Annotated in this window: 16 protein-coding genes; 5 read left to right on the top strand and 11 right to left on the bottom strand. The window is 66.8% G+C overall.

The genetic code is table 11. The features are described from left to right. From Sp245p_RS17330 to Sp245p_RS17360, 7 genes are all read right to left on the bottom strand, one after another. Nucleotides 1-1,023, bottom strand: coding sequence for an ABC transporter substrate-binding protein (locus Sp245p_RS17330; RefSeq protein ID WP_014197418.1), 1,023 nt, complete (start codon nt 1,021-1,023; stop codon nt 1-3). Nucleotides 1,024-1,234: 211 nt separating this feature from the next. Beyond that, on the bottom strand, nt 1,235-2,137 hold the full coding sequence (locus tag Sp245p_RS17335; protein ID WP_014197419.1) for a TauD/TfdA dioxygenase family protein: 903 nt from the start codon (nt 2,135-2,137) through the stop codon (nt 1,235-1,237). Nucleotides 2,138-2,201: 64 nt separating this feature from the next. Continuing rightward, nucleotides 2,202-2,399, bottom strand: a complete 198-nt coding sequence (locus Sp245p_RS17340) for a hypothetical protein (protein ID WP_014197420.1) — start codon at nt 2,397-2,399, stop codon at nt 2,202-2,204. A 3-nt stretch (nt 2,400-2,402) separates the two neighbouring features. Next, nucleotides 2,403-3,368 (bottom strand): ABC transporter substrate-binding protein, encoded by a 966-nt coding sequence (locus tag Sp245p_RS17345; RefSeq protein WP_014197421.1) that lies wholly within the window; start codon nt 3,366-3,368, stop codon nt 2,403-2,405. Between the two features lie 370 nt (nt 3,369-3,738). Beyond that, nucleotides 3,739-5,289 carry a glutamine-hydrolyzing GMP synthase gene (guaA, locus tag Sp245p_RS17350; protein WP_014197423.1) on the bottom strand — a complete coding sequence of 517 codons (1,551 nt, stop codon included), beginning with the start codon at nt 5,287-5,289 and terminating at the stop codon, nt 3,739-3,741. Between the two features lie 35 nt (nt 5,290-5,324). Beyond that, nucleotides 5,325-5,882, bottom strand: coding sequence for a GNAT family N-acetyltransferase (locus tag Sp245p_RS17355; protein ID WP_014197424.1), 558 nt, complete (start codon nt 5,880-5,882; stop codon nt 5,325-5,327). A gap of 120 nt (nt 5,883-6,002) precedes the next feature. After that, nucleotides 6,003-7,022 carry a purine-nucleoside phosphorylase gene (locus tag Sp245p_RS17360; protein ID WP_014197425.1) on the bottom strand — a complete coding sequence of 340 codons (1,020 nt, stop codon included), beginning with the start codon at nt 7,020-7,022 and terminating at the stop codon, nt 6,003-6,005. A gap of 543 nt (nt 7,023-7,565) precedes the next feature. Here Sp245p_RS17360 and Sp245p_RS17365 point away from each other — a divergent pair. Further along, complete coding sequence (locus Sp245p_RS17365) at nt 7,566-8,072, top strand: hypothetical protein (protein WP_129557187.1); 507 nt, start codon at nt 7,566-7,568, stop codon at nt 8,070-8,072. A 369-nt stretch (nt 8,073-8,441) separates the two neighbouring features. Then, nucleotides 8,442-9,434, top strand: coding sequence for a hypothetical protein (locus Sp245p_RS17370; RefSeq protein ID WP_129557188.1), 993 nt, complete (start codon nt 8,442-8,444; stop codon nt 9,432-9,434). A gap of 34 nt (nt 9,435-9,468) precedes the next feature. On the opposite strand, the gene Sp245p_RS17375 is transcribed toward Sp245p_RS17370, so the two are convergent. Both Sp245p_RS17375 and Sp245p_RS34970 read right to left on the bottom strand, forming a co-directional pair. Then, nucleotides 9,469-10,836 (bottom strand): RsmB/NOP family class I SAM-dependent RNA methyltransferase, encoded by a 1,368-nt coding sequence (locus Sp245p_RS17375; protein ID WP_109138707.1) that lies wholly within the window; start codon nt 10,834-10,836, stop codon nt 9,469-9,471. 53 nt (nt 10,837-10,889) lie between these two features. Continuing rightward, nucleotides 10,890-11,138 carry a hypothetical protein gene (locus Sp245p_RS34970; protein ID WP_162471578.1) on the bottom strand — a complete coding sequence of 83 codons (249 nt, stop codon included), beginning with the start codon at nt 11,136-11,138 and terminating at the stop codon, nt 10,890-10,892. On the opposite strand from Sp245p_RS34970, the gene mltA reads away from it, so the two are divergent. Together mltA and Sp245p_RS17385 are read left to right on the top strand one after the other, a co-directional pair. Beyond that, nucleotides 11,137-12,279, top strand: coding sequence for a murein transglycosylase A (gene mltA, locus Sp245p_RS17380; protein ID WP_244439455.1), 1,143 nt, complete (start codon nt 11,137-11,139; stop codon nt 12,277-12,279). The two genes, Sp245p_RS34970 and mltA, sit on opposite strands and share 2 nt — an antisense overlap. Nucleotides 12,280-12,292: 13 nt before the next feature. Beyond that, nucleotides 12,293-12,811: a GNAT family N-acetyltransferase gene (locus Sp245p_RS17385; protein WP_014197431.1), complete on the top strand. Its 519-nt coding sequence runs from the start codon at nt 12,293-12,295 to the stop codon at nt 12,809-12,811. Between the two features lie 7 nt (nt 12,812-12,818). Here the strand turns inward: Sp245p_RS17385 and Sp245p_RS17390 are convergent, their stop codons facing one another. Continuing rightward, on the bottom strand, nt 12,819-13,070 hold the full coding sequence (locus tag Sp245p_RS17390) for a DUF1272 domain-containing protein (RefSeq protein WP_082188252.1): 252 nt from the start codon (nt 13,068-13,070) through the stop codon (nt 12,819-12,821). A gap of 315 nt (nt 13,071-13,385) precedes the next feature. On the opposite strand from Sp245p_RS17390, the gene Sp245p_RS17395 reads away from it, so the two are divergent. Then, nucleotides 13,386-14,147, top strand: coding sequence for a TrmH family RNA methyltransferase (locus Sp245p_RS17395; RefSeq protein ID WP_014197434.1), 762 nt, complete (start codon nt 13,386-13,388; stop codon nt 14,145-14,147). Between the two features lie 86 nt (nt 14,148-14,233). On the opposite strand, the gene guaB is transcribed toward Sp245p_RS17395, so the two are convergent. Beyond that, nucleotides 14,234-15,712 carry an IMP dehydrogenase gene (gene guaB / locus Sp245p_RS17400; RefSeq protein ID WP_014197435.1) on the bottom strand — a complete coding sequence of 493 codons (1,479 nt, stop codon included), beginning with the start codon at nt 15,710-15,712 and terminating at the stop codon, nt 14,234-14,236. Between the last annotated feature and the right edge of the window lie 160 nt (nt 15,713-15,872).

Genomic DNA, 15,872 nt, shown 5'->3' on the forward strand with positions numbered 1-15,872 from the left:
TCAGCTCCCGGTTTCGCCGTGCAGGTCTTCGAAGAACAGGTCCTTCCAGGAGGCCGGCTTGTTCTTCATGGCGCCGACCTTGTGCATGAAGTCGGCGAAAGCCCCGACGCGGGCGGGGGCGACGGTGAACTGGTTGTCCGGGTCGTCGAGGATGCTGATGACGAAGGCCTTGTCGAGGTCGCCCCGGTTCTGCGCCAGATAGATGTCCGCCGCCACGGAATGGTCGGCGTTGATGACGTCCATCGCCTCCTTCAGCGCGCCGAGGAAAGCCTGATAGGTCTTGGGATTCTTGGTCCGGAAGGCTTCCTTCGCCCAGATCAGGTTGAAGGTGTGCGGCCCGCCCAGCACGTCGTAGGAGCTGAAGACCTTGTGAATCTTCGGATCGCGCAGCTGCTGGTACTGGAACGGCGGGCCGGAGATGTGGCCGGTGATCTCCGACGAGCCGGACAGCAGGGCGGCGGTGGCATCGGGGTGCGGCAGCGAGACGGTCAGCTTGTCGAGCGCGTCGAACTTGCCCTCTCCGAACTCCTTCTCCACGGCCATCTGGAGCACGCGGGCCTGGACGCCGACCTTCACCGCCGGCAGGGCGATCTTGTCCTTGTCGGTGAAGTCCTTGAGCGTCTTGACGGTCGGGTTGGTGGTGGTCAGGAACAGCGGCATGCTGTTCAGGGCGGCGATGGCCTTGACGTTGGCGTTGCCCTTGGTGCGGTCCCAGATGGTCAGCAGCGGCCCGACGCCCGCCGACCCCAGATCGATGCTGTCCGACAGCAGCGCGTCGTTCATCGCCGCGCCGCCGGAAAGCTGCACCCACTCCACGGTGACGTCGAGTCCCAGCTCCTTGCCGTGCTTCTCGATCAGCTTCTGGTGGCGCAGCACATGCAGCGGCAGGTAGCCCAGCCCATACTGTTCGGCGATCCGTATCCGGCCTTCCGCCGCCGCCGGACCGGCCAACGCTGCGGCGGCAAGCCCCAGCCCGGCCAAGGCGCAGAGCGCGTGGCGGATGACACGTCCAGGATGGAACATACGAACCTCCGAAAATTTTACCTAATCTCTAGTAGGAAAATGACACCATGATTCCACGAATGATTCAACAGGGAAAATAGGCATTAATTACTGTTTTATCTTGTTATATATGACCGCAAGAGATGCGAAGCCGACATACTCATAGGCCGGCTTCGCGACGGTCCAGTGCGGCATGGGAGGCGTGGACCACCCATGCCGCACCAGACGAGCGTCAAGCGGCGAGGCTCGGCTTGCGGCCAAGCACGCGGGTCACACTGGGACGGCCATCGACGCCGACCACCACATCACCGGCCACCGTCGTGCGGCGGACGACGCGGGGACGGTCGCCGTAATCGTCGACGGCGCGGTGGATGGTGGCGCGGTTGTCCCAGATCGCCACATCGCCCGGCGACCAGTGCCAGCGCACCGTGTTTTCCGGACGGGTGGCGTGGTCGGTGAAGATGCCGATCAGCCGGTTGGAATCGGAGGTGCCAAAGCCGACCAGCCGTTGCAGGAAATGCCCGACCAGCAGGGTGCGCTCGCCGGTGACAGGGTGCACGGAGACCAGCGGATGCTCCGTCTCGTAAACGGTGGAGGTGAAGACCTCGTTGAAGCGCTTCAGCCCGTCCTCACGGACGTTCCCGCGGTCGCCCACGTAATCGTACTGGTTGGTGTGGATCGCCCGCAGCTTGTCGGCCAACTCGCGCAGCGGCTCCGGCAGTTCGGCGTAGGCCGCCACCGTGTTGCCCCACAGCGTGTCGCCACCGCGGTCCGGCAGTTCATGCGGGCGCAGGATGGTGATGCTGGGATAATCGCCGAGGAAGGTGATGTCGGCGTGCCAGGAACTGGCGCGCTCCCCGCGGGACCCGTCCACATCCAGGATGCCTTCGGTCCCGCCGAGCGACGGGACGGTCGGATGGCCGACCAGGCTGCCCCACAGCCGCCCGAAGGCTTCCTGCCGGGCGTCGTCGATGTGGTGCTGGTCGCGGACGAAGATCACCTTGTACTCATGGACGGCGTCCTGGATCGCCTTCAGCACCGCCGGATGCAGATCGCCGGACAGGGTAACGCCGCGCAGTTCGGCGCCGATGTTGCCGTTGATGGGCTTGATGTCGAAACCGTTGGGAAGACTCATCGGACAGGCTCCTTTGCAAAGGAAGGTGCGAACAACCGGGGATGAGGACGGAGAGCGGCTGGAGTCATGCCGCGTGGAACCAGGCGAGCAGCGCGACGGCGCCGAAGGCCAGCAGCACGAAGACCACCGAAAGGGTGTGCAAAAGCCGGAGGTCGAGCGACGGATCGGTCTCGCCGGGATTGGACATCAGAAGCCACAGCGCCATGGCCTCGGGAAATGGCAGGCAGATCAACTCCACCGGCGGTTCACGGTCGCTGCTCATGGATCAACTCCCCGTTTCGCTGTGCAGGATCGGGAGTGTGTAGTCCTTCCACGAGGCCGGCTTGGTCTTGATCGAGCCGGTGCGGTGCATGTAGTCGGCGATCACACCGGTGTTGTGCGGGATTTGGGAATAGCTGATGTCGGGGTTGTTGAGCAGCGCCACGACCTCGTCCTGGGTCAGTTTGCTGCGCTCCTCCGCCAGATAGATGCGGGCGGCCTCGGCCTTGTCGCGCTTGATCAGCGCGAAGCCGTCGCCCATCGCCTTCACCACGGCGGCGGTGAGCTTCGGGTTCTCGTCGTAGAACTTCTGCGTGGTGTAGCTCAGCACCAGCGTCGCCTCGCCGATCACGTCGCGCGAATTGAAGATGCGGTGGACGTTCGGGTGGGCGAGTTGGAGGGTGCCGTAGGTCGGCGTGGTGACGTGGCCGGTGATTTCCGTCTTGCCGGAAACCAGGGCCGCGGTGGCGTCCGGCGGGCTGAGCGGCGTGGTCAGCGCTTCAAAATCATAATGATGCCCCGGCCCGAACTCCTTCTCCGCGGCGATCTGAAGAACGACCGAGTTGATGGAGACCTTCACCGCCGGCACCGCGATGCGGTCCTTGTCGGTCAAGTCGCGGATGCTGCGGACGTTGGGGTTGTTGCTGTTGATCCAGAAGGCGGAGGAGTCCAGGCCCGAAATGGCCTTCACGCCGATGCCGCCCCGTGTCCGGTCCCAAGCCGCCAGAAGCGGCGAGATGCCGGCCGAGACGATCTGGGCGTTGCCGCTCAGCAGAGCGTCGTTGGCGGCCACGCCGCCGTTCAGAACGAGCCAGTTGATCTTGATCGGCCCGATCCCCTCCGCCGCAGCGTATTTTTCGATCAGCCCGTGGTTCTTGGCGACCATCAGCGGCAGGTAGCTCAGCCCGTACTGGATGGCGATGGTCAGGTCCGTCGCCTCGGCCCGCGCGCCACCGGAGGAAAGGAGGGCCACGCCCGCCGCCAAGGTGATGCCGAGAAAAGCCCGTCTCGCAGTGGACGCAACCCGTTTCACACCCGCTGCCATCGAAGCCTCCCGAAATAGCGTCGCCAAGGTTGATTTTCACCTCGATCACACCAATCCATGAGCAGTCTGTCAAATAAAATCTACTAAGAAAGTAGATTTTTAGAAGCGTAAAATACTATATTTTTATGTTGAAAAAGGCCGCCGAGGTTTGCAATGGCATCGCTCTCACGAGGGCGTTCGAGCCGTCTCCACCGGACTTTTCCGGGCCATGGTTGCGCATAGAAAAAAAGCCGCCAGAAGCTTTGCGGCTCCTGACGGCCTTCGGTGTTCAAACCCTATCGATGGCGAACGCCGTGAATCACTCCCACTCGATGGTGCCGGGCGGCTTCGAGGTGATGTCGTAGACCACGCGGTTGACGCCGCGGACTTCGTTCACGATGCGGTTGGACACGCGGGCCAGGAAGTCGTGCGGGAACGGGTACCAGTCGGCGGTCATGCCGTCGGTGGAGGTCACCGCGCGCAGGGCCAGCACATGGTCGTAGGTCCGCCCGTCACCCATCACGCCCACGGTGCGCACCGGCAGCAGCACCGCGAAGGCCTGCCAGATCGCGTCGTAGAGGCCGGCGTTGCGGATCTCCTCCAGATAGACCGTGTCGGCCTTGCGCAGGATGTCCAGCTTCTCCACGGTGATCTCGCCAGGAACGCGGATGGCGAGGCCCGGGCCGGGGAACGGGTGGCGGCCGATGAAGGCGGCCGGCAGGCCGAGTTCGCGGCCAAGCGCCCGGACTTCGTCCTTGAACAGCTCGCGCAGCGGCTCCACCAGCTTCAGCTTCATGCGCTCCGGCAGGCCGCCGACGTTGTGGTGCGACTTGATGGTGACCGACGGGCCGCCGGTGAAGGACACGCTCTCGATCACGTCGGGGTACAGCGTGCCCTGGGCCAGGAACTGCGCGCCGCCGACCCTGGCGCTCTCCTCGTCGAAGACCTCGATGAACAGGCCTCCGATGATCTTGCGCTTCTGCTCCGGGTCGGTGACGCCGGCCAGCTTGCCCAGGAACAGCTCGGACGCGTTCCGGTGGACCAGCGGGATGTTGTAGTGGTCGCGGAACAGTGTCACCACCTCCTCCGCCTCGCCGGCGCGCATCAGGCCGGTGTCGACGAAGATGCAGGTGAGCTGGTCGCCGATGGCCTCGTGGATCAGCACGGCGGCCACCGAGGAATCGACGCCGCCCGACAGGCCGCAGATCACCTTGCCGCTGCCGACCTGGGCGCGGATCTTCTCGATGGCCTGCTGCTTGAAGGCGGCCATGGTCCAGTCGCCCTTCAGGCCGGCGACGCGGTGCACGAAGTTCGACAGGAGCTGCGCGCCGTGCGGGGTATGCACGACCTCCGGGTGGAACTGGACACCGTAGAACTGGCGGGCGTCGTCGGCGATGGCGGCGAAAGGCGCGCCGTCGCTGACCGCCACGGCCTGGAAGCCGTCCGGCAGGGCGGTGACGCGGTCGCCGTGGCTCATCCACACCTGCTCGCGCGAGCCGACCGCCCACAGCCCGTCGAACAGCGCGCAGGTCTGCTTCACCTCGATGAAGGCGCGCCCGAACTCGCGATGGTCGGAGCCAGACACGGTGCCGCCGAGCTGGTGGCACATCGTCTGCTGGCCGTAGCAGATGCCCAGGACCGGAACGCCCAGCGTGAAGACCACCTCCGGCGCGCGCGGGCCGTTCTCTTCGGTGACGGAGGCCGGGCTGCCCGACAGGATGATCGCCTTCGGCGCGTAGTCGCGAATCCGCTCCTCGCTCATGCTGAACGGATGGATTTCGCAATAGACGCCGGCTTCACGGACGCGGCGGGCGATGAGCTGGGTCACCTGCGACCCGAAATCGAGGATGAGAACGCGCTCGGCGGACATGGACGACAACCTGATGCGGGGGGACAAGCCCCTGACTACCGCATTTCGGGGCCCGTGGACAAGCGTGCAAGCGGCGCGAGGTCGCGCCAGCCATAGGCGATCTCCACCAGTTCCTTCCCGGCGAAGCGGATCGGCCGCTCCGCCACGCGGACACCGCCCAACCGCTCGTAGAACCAACGCGCCGGGTTGTCGCGCAGACACCAGACCACGGCGGTGTGCTTGCCGCCCTCCTGGAGCCGCTCGGCCATGGTCGCCATCAAGCGGCGGCCCAGCCCCTGCCCCTGCGCCTCGTCCAGCAGGTAGAGGGCGTAAAACTCGCCCTCGTACCCTTCCACGGGAATGCGGCGCCCGCCGTAGGTGGCGAATCCCACCACCGAGTCCGCAGCGTCCACCGCGACCAGGGCGCCCTGCCCCGGCCCGTGCGCCTGGACGGCGTTGTGCCAGCGCATCGCCGCGGCGGCTTCCGACAGGTTGACGAGATAGGTGTCGGGGACGAGGCCCGGATAGGTGGATTGCCACGTGGCGACATGGACCTTGGCGATGCCCACCGCGTCCGACGGGCGCGCGTCGCGAATCACCAGCGCTTCATCCATGGGACACCTCCGGACCCGTTGCCCACCCCAGTGACAACTGGGAGCCGGGCCGGAGCATGTCCAGTCAGCCGAAAGGGCCGGGCGGTGCGACGGAAGGCTGTCGCACCGCAGACCTTCGGGTTACTGGGCCGGGAGCGCCGGAACGCCCGCCTGCCACTGGTCCCAGTGGGACACGATGTGGTCGGTCATGCGCGCACCGACCAGCGCCACGTTCTCCACCGTCTCGGCGAAGCCGCCGGCGGTCTCGCCCGGCTTCGGGTCGAGATGCTCCAGCGTGGTCTCCTTCGGGTTGCCCTGGTCGAAGTTGACCGCGCCGCGCAGGCTCATCACCCGGTCGGAGCCCAAGGTGCGCTTGATGACCAGCGTGATCGCCGCGGCCTCCATCTCGGTGATGACGTAATCGTCGGCGCCGTAGAGCTTGGCGATGTACTGCGCCTGCTCGGACATGCCGGGGCCGTGGAAGAAGGTGTCGCCGGTCATGTGCGTGCCGGTGCCGACGAAGGGCGCGCGCCGGGCGGCGTCCTGCGGGTAGCGCTGGCGGTAGGCGCGGGCGCTGTCGGAATCCTTCAGCGGCGTCTCGCCGGTCAGCTTCATCGCCCAGGAGACCAGCGTCGGGTTCATCTGGAACAGGCGGACGGACTCGTAGCCCTTGCGCGGCATGAAGGTCGGCTCGCCCGGCTTGCCCTCTTCCGGCGCCCAGCGGTGGCCCAGATCGTAATCCACCAACCAGGTCGCCCAGTTCACCTCGGCGATGGTGCCGCGCGACGGCGGCGTGCCGGCCACGCCGGAAATGATGAAATAGGCCTGCGACAGGTCGAGCTGCGGGTTCAGCAGGATGGCCTGCATGGAGGCGGAGGAGCTGACCTTGCCCATGCCGAGAACCGCGCCGCAGACGCCGTCGGCGTTGCAGTAGACGGGGTTCAGCGCGCCCTTCACGGCGATCGGCTCGGCGGATTGCCAGTAGCGCTCGTACCAGTTCTGGAACTCGCCGGCGCGGTCGCCGGTGTTCTTGCCGATCTCGAACATGGCGCCGACGAACACCTTGACCTTGACCGGCTCAGCCGCTTCGGCGGAGGTGCCCAGCCCCAGGACGAAAAGGGCGGACAGGGCGGCGCTCCGCCAGCGGGACGTGTTCCACATCATTGCGCTCCAACATGCGGGGAAAGGTCGCACCCTAACCGCAAACCTTGCGGTATGACCCGCACGAAATCAGCAGGCCGGTCCGTGTGTCCCCGCATGAGTGGCGGCGCTCGCCCTTTCTTGGGCTGGCGCGCATTCGCCGCTTTTTCCGCCCACCGTCAATCTCTCTTACCATGTTGGTTTCGCCAAATTCTTAGCGGGGCGCCAACCGTCACCTTCCAACGCGAGCCTGACCGCCAACCAGTCACTCTCTACCACAGTATTCACACAGTTCATTAGCGTACAAATACTTAGGATTCGAACTTTAATATTCCATTATCAATCTTCGCTCAAACTTCCAAGCCAGCAGACCCAAAATATCTATTTCTTACCACGATGGCATCGACCATCGATCAATGGAGTTTTCCAATGGCTCCGACAAGCGTCACATCACCCGCCGATGTTCCCGCATATTTCCGAACTGGATCGGCATCGCGCTCAACGAACACAGCGACACCTTCCGTCGCCACGACGACCGTCCGAAATGGCAGAGCCAGCGACAGCGTGGATCTCAGCGCTCTGGCAACGGCCCTAAAAGGCAATGCTCTTACGATGTTCAACGAGGCGCTGGGCGACGAGGACCGTCGGAAACTGGACGACGCCGTGCGCGCCGGCACTCTGACCGGCGATGAGGTGGCGAAGGGCTTGACGACACGTCTGAAACGCATCGGCTTCGCGCAGTCCGGTGTCGATGTCGCCACCGTCGATCTCGATTCAGAGGCCGCCAACCGCGCTCTCGGCGGAGCGGTGCTCCTTCAGCGCGGCCAGCGCCGGTCCGACACGCCGATGCAGCCGGACAATTCTCCGATCCGCGTCGACAAACCTTCGGCATCGCCCTCCCCGGCGACGAGCAGGGATGCTCAGGCCAACGCCTACTTCCTCGCCATTGAGGATGGTGGTGACGATGCGTCAAAGAAGATCGCCGATCTCGGCATCAACCTAAGTCCGTTTGCCGCCTTCGGCGACGCGGTCCGTCGTCTGATTGACAAGGGGGCTTTCGACTACCGGTAGGCTCACCTCTTCCGCTGCCAATCTCACAAATCCATCGCGCAAAAATTAAATAGCATCCTTCATTAATTTGCATCACAGAACAGTCCACAATCATATTGTCAATAATTGCATAGCATAAAGGAGATACAATGATCATTAATTTGGGATTATATTTTCCGTTCTTCCATGTGGAGGCCCGAGAATGATGGGTAATGACGGTCAGGAGGCGGATCAATGACCAGCAGCTCAATCAGTTCCTCTCTTCACTTGTCCGCCGGCGGATACTGGAAGCCTGTACAGTCCGGAGCCGGCTCCTCAGGGACTCAATCCTCAAGCGTCGGAAGCGCTGGAAAGACGGATGCCGTGTCCGTGAGCAAGCTTGGGGAGGCCTTGACGGGCACCGCCGCCGATGTGTTCAAGCAACTCGACTCAAAGGCGCGCGGCATGCTGGAGGGGCTCGTCAACTCCGGCAAGATCAGCGCCGAAGACGCCGTGACCGGGCTGAAATCGATGGCGACCAAGGCGACCTTCAACCGCTACGTCTCCGAACGCCCCCGTGACGACGAGGACAAGCAGCGGCTGGCCGACTCGGAGGCCGCCTGGCAGAAACTGCAGGCCTACGGCAGCCGGATGTCGGGTGCGTTGTCTGAGGTCGGGCGCAAAACCCAGGAGATTCAGGAAGCCCAGCAGCGCGGCGACATTTCGATGGACGAGATGAACGAACGCCTGAAGCCGGTCCAGGACGCGTTCAAGAGCGAGATCGCGGCGACCCGCGGCGCCTATGGAAAGCCGACCGACCAGACGGCCATTCTCAGCGACGCCAGCGGATTCACGAAAAACATGCAGGGCTTCAAATCCGCGCTGGCCTCCATGGGGGAGGACGCCGGCTTCGCGGAACTGTACGCGCCGGACGGCGAGGCGGCCGAGCAGAAGCTCCAGGACCTCGGCTTCGACCGGACCGTCTTCGGCAACGCGTTCCAGACATTCGCGGAAACCGTGGACATTCCCGGCATCGGGTCCAAATCCGCTCCCCCGAAGGCCGATGGCGTCGCTCCGACCCCGGCGCCCGCCGCGGAAAGCAAAATTGCCACGGAGACGCCAGCCGTCGCGAGCAAGCCTGACGCCGAAACCCCATCGCCGCCGGATACCGTCAGCAAACCGGCTTCGAGCGACCCCGGCAACGCGCAGGCGGCGCTGTCCATGCTCCAATCGGCCCTTGCGTCGGGCGCGTCGAAAGGCGGAACCGGTGTCCTGGGCGCGGTTGCCGGAAACGCCAGCGACAGCCAGAACACGGTTGCCAGCGGCCTGCTGGAAGCCCTGAAGGCCGGAACGGGAAAGCCGCAAACCGGAAACGCGCCGACCGGCGACACACCGCCGGCCTGACGCATCCCACCGGGAAAGCTTCTCCCCGCCGATGTTACCCTTCTGAAGGCGCCGGATCAGCCTCGGCCATCCGGTCCACCTCCGCCTCGGCGTCCTCCTCCGCCTTGCGCACCATCACGGCGGCGAAGAAGCCGTCGGTATCGTGGCGGGCCGGGGTCAGGCGCAGATACGGCCCCTCGGCGGGCGGGGTGCCTGCGCCTTCCTCCGCCCAGACCTCGGCGACCGGCAGAACGGTGAAGTCGGGGTGGGTTTCCAGGAAAGCGGCAACCTGCTTCTCGTTCTCGTCCGGCAGCAGGGAGCAGGTGGCGTAGACCAGCCGCCCGCCGGGCTTCACCAGCCGGGCCGCGCTGTCCAGGATGTTCGCCTGGAGCGGCACCAGCTCCGCCAGGCCGGGGCCGAGCTGGCGCCAGCGGCTGTCGGGGTTGCGGCGCCAGGTGCCGGTGCCGCTGCACGGCGCGTCGACCAGCACGCGGTCGAACTTGCGCTTGTGCCGCTTCACCCAGGGGTCGCGCTCGCTGGACAGCGGGTGCGCCTCGATGTTGTGCAGACCGGCGCGGCGGAACCGCTCGGCGGCGCGCTTCAGGCGCCCGGCCAGCACGTCGCAGGCGACGACGCGGCCCTTGTTCTTCATCAGTGCGGCGATGGCCAGCGTCTTGCCGCCGGCGCCGGCGCAGAAATCCACCACCTGCTGCCCCGGCTTCGGCGCCACCGCGATCGCCACGAGCTGCGAGCCCTCGTCCTGGATCTCGACCAGACCGTCCTTGAAGGCGTCCACGGCGCCCAGCGGCGGGCGACCCTGGACGCGCAGGCCCAGCGGCGACCACTGCGTCGGCGTCGCCGTGATCTGGGCGCGGGCCAGCGCCTTGATCGCGCTCTCGCGGTTGGCCTTCACCGGGTTGATGCGCAGGTCGAGCGGCGCTGAGTCCAGCAGCGTCCGCATCTCCACCGCGAAGCGGTCGCCCATGGCGGCGCGCATCGGCTCCTCGGCCCAGGGCGGGCATTCCACGGCCACGCTTTCCGGCATCTGCGGATGGTCCAGCGTGTGGGTGTCCAACTCGTTGGCGAGCTTCGCCTCTTCCGGCGCCAGCGGGTCCGGGGCGAACTTGGAGGAGCCGAACAGCGCCTTGACCGTCGCGGCGGCCTTGCCCTCGGCCAGGATCTCGTTGGCGAGCGCGCGGGCGCGCGGGGTCGGCGGATGGCCCTGACGCTCCAGCCACCAGCACAGCCGGGCGTGCCGCCGCAGGATCGCGTAGGCCGTCTGCGCCACCGCGGTGCGGTCTTTCGACCCGATGTAGCGGCGGGCGCGGAAATAGGCGCTCATCACCGCGTCGGCGGGGCGCGGGGTTTCGTCGATCTCGGTCAGCAGGTCGATGACCGCCTGAAGGCGGGCGGCGGGGGTCATGGGATGGTCCTCGGATAGATTCCCTGCTCGATAACCCGAGCGGGGGGCGCTTGTCATCCCCCGCGCACGCGCGGCAGCCTTTCGAGTCGCCGTCCCAGGCGCGCGCCCTGTGACAAGACGGCCTGATCGAAACCATCCGCGCGAAGAGCGGTTGACCGCAATCCCATGAATGAGGCAAAAAAGGGGTAGTTGTTCTTGCCCTGGCTCTCTTGCGGGCGGCAAGTCCAGCGCTCCCTCTTCTTCGGCGTCTTCTTGAAATCTGGTGCGGGGTCCGCGATGACGGCTGCGGTCGGCAGTGTCATGGCGCGTGCGTTGGCGCGCGTCTCCACCCTTCTTGCGTTCGGCCTGCTGGCGGGCTGTGCGGGCGACGCGGCGACCGGATCGGGACCGGGCGGCGGCGTCACCGCGGCGTCCTGGCGGCCGGGGATGGAGAAGGTCTCCGCGGATTTCCGCGGCCTGCCGGGCTGGATCGACGACGACCACGCGCAGGCCCTGCCCGCCCTTCATCGCACCTGCCATTGGGTGGCCTCGCAGCCGGCCGGCAAGCCGCTCGGCCCCAACCCCGCCGCCGGCACCACGTCGGACTGGCGCCCGATCTGCGAGGCGTTGCGCGGCCTGCCCGCCGCCGAGCCGGAAACCGCCCGCCGCTTCTTCGAGGATCACTTCATCCCCGTCGCCCTGTCCGAGGGGCAGGAGGGTCTGTTCACCGGCTATTACGAGGTCGAACTGCGCGGAAGCTGGACCCGGACCGAACGCTACAACGTCCCCCTCTACAAGGCGCCGAAGCGGACCAAGCGCGGCCTGCCCAGCCGCGCCCGCATCACCGACGGCGCGCTGAAGGGCAAGGGGCTGGAGATCCTGTGGGTGGACGATCCCATCGACGCCTTCTTCCTGGAAATCCAGGGGTCGGGCCGGGTGCGGATGACCGACGGGTCGGTGGTGGCTCTGGGCTACGGCGGGCAGAACGGCCACCGCTACGTCCCCATTGGGCGGCACCTGATCGACATCGGCTACGCCACGCCGGAGCAGGTCACCATGCCGCTGATCCGCCGCTGGCTGACCGAGCATCCCGGCGAGGCCAAGCGGGTGATGAACCTGAACCCGTCCTACGTCTTCTTCCAGCTCCGCCCCGACGTCGGCGCGCGCGGCGCCCGCAACATGGAACTGACGGCGGGCCGCAGCCTCGCCGTGGACCCGGGCTACGTCCCGCTCGGCGTGCCGCTGTGGCTGGACGTGCGCGAAGCGCCGGTGCCGCAGGGCGAGATCAAGCGCCTCGTCGTCGCCCAGGACACCGGCGGCGCCATCAAGGGGGCGGTGCGCGGCGACCTGTTCTGGGGCCATGGGGCGGAGGCCGCGGAGGGCGCCGGCGTGATGAAGGCCAAGGGCCGCTACACGATGCTGGCGCCGCGCACCACCTCCTTCACGCTGGCGCAACGCCGCTGAGGTCTGGTCGCCGATGCTGGTACGATTGCCGGAGCTGCCCGACCGGGAGGCCGCCCTCGCCGCGCTGGAGGACATCTTCTTCCTGTCCACGCTGCGCAAGGACTTCGCCACGGCGGCGGAGCGCGACGCCTTCTTCCGCACCTGGACCGGCTGGTACGTGGAGCGGGCGCCGGACGACGTGTGGTTCGCCTTGGCCGAGGACGGCGCCGTCATCGGCTATCTGACCGGCTGCAAGGACAGCGCCGGAGCGGTGGACCTCGCCCGCATCATCCCGAAATACGAGGTCTTCGCCGACCGCTTCGCCGCCTTCCCTGCCCATCTCCACGTCAACGTCCGGCCCGGTTTTCGTGATCATGGGATCGGGCGGGCGCTGGTGGACCGCTTCGCGGAGGACTGCCGTGCCGATGGTCTGCCCGGCCTGCATCTGGTGACCGGGGTCTTCGCGCGGAACGTCAGCTTCTACCAGCGCGCCGGCTTCACCGCCGCGACCCAGCGGGGAGCGCTGCTGTTCCTCGGCCGGCCCCTGGATTGATGCCCGTTCAGAACGCCGGTGGGCAGCCGTCGGCCTTGAGCACCCGCTGCATCGAGGCTGGGTTGTTGACCAGCTTCGCCGCCGGACGGACGGGCCGCCGCACCAGTTCGCCGCCGCAGTTCGGACAATGTCCCTTCAGCACCCCATCCCGGCAGTCACCGCAGAAGGTGCATTCGAAGGAGCAGATGTAGGCATCGCGGGAGTCCGGGGGCAAATCCCGGTCGCAGCATTCGCAGTTGGGCCGCAGCGCAAGCATGATGGGGATCGCCTTTCCGTGGTTCCGCGATGATAGCAGCGGGAAGGCGGTGGGAGAACAGGCGGTGGCGCGGCTCCCGCCTCCGAAGCTCCCTCTCCCCTCTGGGGAGAGGGTTTGGGGTGAGGGGGGTGCACTTTTGCCGGACGTTCCGCTATGCGGAACCCCCTCACCGGCCCTCCGGGCCACCCTCTCCCCAGAGGGGAGAGGGCTATCAAGGCCAACCCAGGCAAAGGCCTTTGATGCCCCTTCCCAACGCGGCGCCCCGCGCCGTAAGGTCCACGATCACGACGACCGCCCGCCCTGGAAAGCCCGTCCCGCATGACCCGCCCGCCGCGCCTGATCGAAAGCCCGCAGAATCCACAGTTCAAGCTGTGGGAGGCGCTTCTGGACAGCCGCGGCCTGAAGAAACAGGGCAAGTTCCTGCTGGCCGGACTGAAGACGGTGCCGGAGGCGCTAGCCCGCTGGCCGGAGCGCTTCTCCACCCTGCTCGTCACCGATCCGGCGCAGGCCGAGGGCTGGCGCCTGCCCGCTGGGCTGGAGATCGTCCAGCTCGCCCCCGCCCTGTTCCGCACGTTGGACGCCTCCGGCACCGGCTTTCCCCTGCTCGTCGGCACGGTGCCGGACACGCCGTTGATCGACCTGTCGCTACCGCCGCAAGGGCTGGAGCTGATCTGCGCGCTCGGCGACCCCAACAACCTCGGCGCCCTGCTGCGCAGCGCCGCTGCCTTCGGCACCCGGCGGGTGATCCTGCTCGACGGGGCGGCACACCCCTACCATCCCAAATGCCTGCGCGCCGCATCGAACGCCCAGTTCGAGTTGACCCTGCTGCGCGGCGGCCGGTGGGAGGATGTGAACCGGGCCGCCGGGCCGCTGGTCGCCCTGGACGCCGGTGGCGCCGACATGGCGGGCTACCGCTGGCCGCGCGACGTCCGTCTGGTGCTGGGCGAGGAAGGCCAGGGCATTCCCGCCGCCCTGCCCGTCCAGCGCCTGTCCATCCCGACCACGGGCGCCGTGGAATCCCTCAACGCCACCGTCGCGGCCAGCGTGGCGCTGTTCAGCCACTTCGCCGCCAACCGCTGACAGAGAAACGCTGAAACGTGGACATGAAAAAGGCGAGGGGAGCGTCCCCTCGCCTTCTCGACCCTCAACCCCAAAGGAGCGCCCGATCAGCCCTGACGGTAGTTCGGCGACTCGTTGGTGATCGTGATGTCGTGGACGTGGCTCTCGCGCAGGCCGGCGTTGGTGATGCGGACGAACTCGCACTTCGTCTGCATCTCGGCGATCGACTGGCTGCCGGTGTAGCCCATGGCCGCGCGCAGGCCGCCGACGAGCTGGTGGATCACCGCCGACACCGGACCCTTGTAGGGCACGCGGCCTTCGACGCCTTCCGGCACCAGCTTCATGGTCGACACTTCCTGCTGGAAGTAACGGTCGGCCGAACCGCGGGCCATGGCGCCCACCGAGCCCATGCCGCGGTAGCTCTTGTAGGAGCGGCCCTGGTAGAGGATGACCTCGCCGGGGCTCTCGTCGGTGCCGGCGAACAGGCTGCCCAGCATCGCCACGCTGGCGCCCGCCGCGATGGCCTTGGCGAGGTCGCCCGAGAACTTGATGCCGCCGTCGGCGATCACCGGGATGCCCATCTTCTCGCAGGCCTCCACCACGTCCATGATGGCGGTGAGCTGCGGCACGCCGACGCCCGCCACGATGCGGGTGGTGCAGATGGAACCGGGGCCGATGCCGACCTTCACGGCGTCCGCGCCGGCATCGACCAGCGCCTTCGCCGCCTCGGCGGTCGCCACGTTGCCGGCGATCACCTGGGTGTAGTTGGACATGTTGCGCGCGGCGCGCACCTGATCCAGCACCTTCAGCGAGTGGCCGTGCGCGGTGTCGACCACCAGAACGTCGACGCCGGCGTCGAACAGCGCCTCGGCACGGCGCAGCCCGTCCGAGCCGGTGCCGGTGGCGGCGGCGACACGCAGGCGGCCCTGGGCATCCTTGCAGGCGTTGGGATAGGCCTGGGCCTTCTCCATGTCCTTCACCGTGACGAGGCCGATGCAGCGATGAGCCTCGTCCACCACCAGCAGCTTCTCGATGCGGTGCTGGTGCAGCAGGCGCTTGGCCTCGTCCTGGCTGACGCCCTCGCGCACCGACACCACGTCCTTGGTCATCAATTCGCTGACCGGCTGGTTCGGGTTGGTGGCGAAGCGGACGTCGCGGTTGGTCAGGATGCCGACCAGCTTGCCGCTGCCGCGGGAATCATGGCTTTCCACCACCGGGATGCCGGAAATGCGGTAGTCGGCCATGAGCTGGAGCGCGTCGGCCAGCGTCTGGCCCGGCGTGATGGTGATCGGGTTGACCACCATGCCGGACTCGTACCGCTTGACCTTGCGGACCTCCTCGGCCTGCTGCTCGATGGTCAGGTTGCGGTGGACCACGCCGATGCCGCCAGCCTGGGCCATGGCGATGGCGAGGCTGCTTTCGGTCACCGTGTCCATCGCGGAGGACATCAGGGGGATGCCCAGTTCGATGGTCTTGGTCAGGCGCGTCCGGGTGTCCACCTCGTTCGGCAGGACCGAACTTTCGGCCGGAACCAAGAGGACGTCGTCGAAGGTCAGAGCTTCGCGGATCGTGGACGAGCGGGCCATCGGCGGTCTCCCGGGAGATAAAAAGGGGCCGGAAAAAAATTTGGCGCACTATACACAAGACCGTGGGCTTGTGAAGGCGCCTGAACCACAAACTGTCGTGTGCCGGGCCTCATCCGCGCAAGCCAGCCATGACCTGCGCGAACGGGCCGCAGCCGGAGGT

The sequence above is a fragment of the Azospirillum baldaniorum genome (genome assembly GCF_003119195.2).
Lineage (GTDB): Bacteria > Pseudomonadota > Alphaproteobacteria > Azospirillales > Azospirillaceae > Azospirillum > Azospirillum baldaniorum.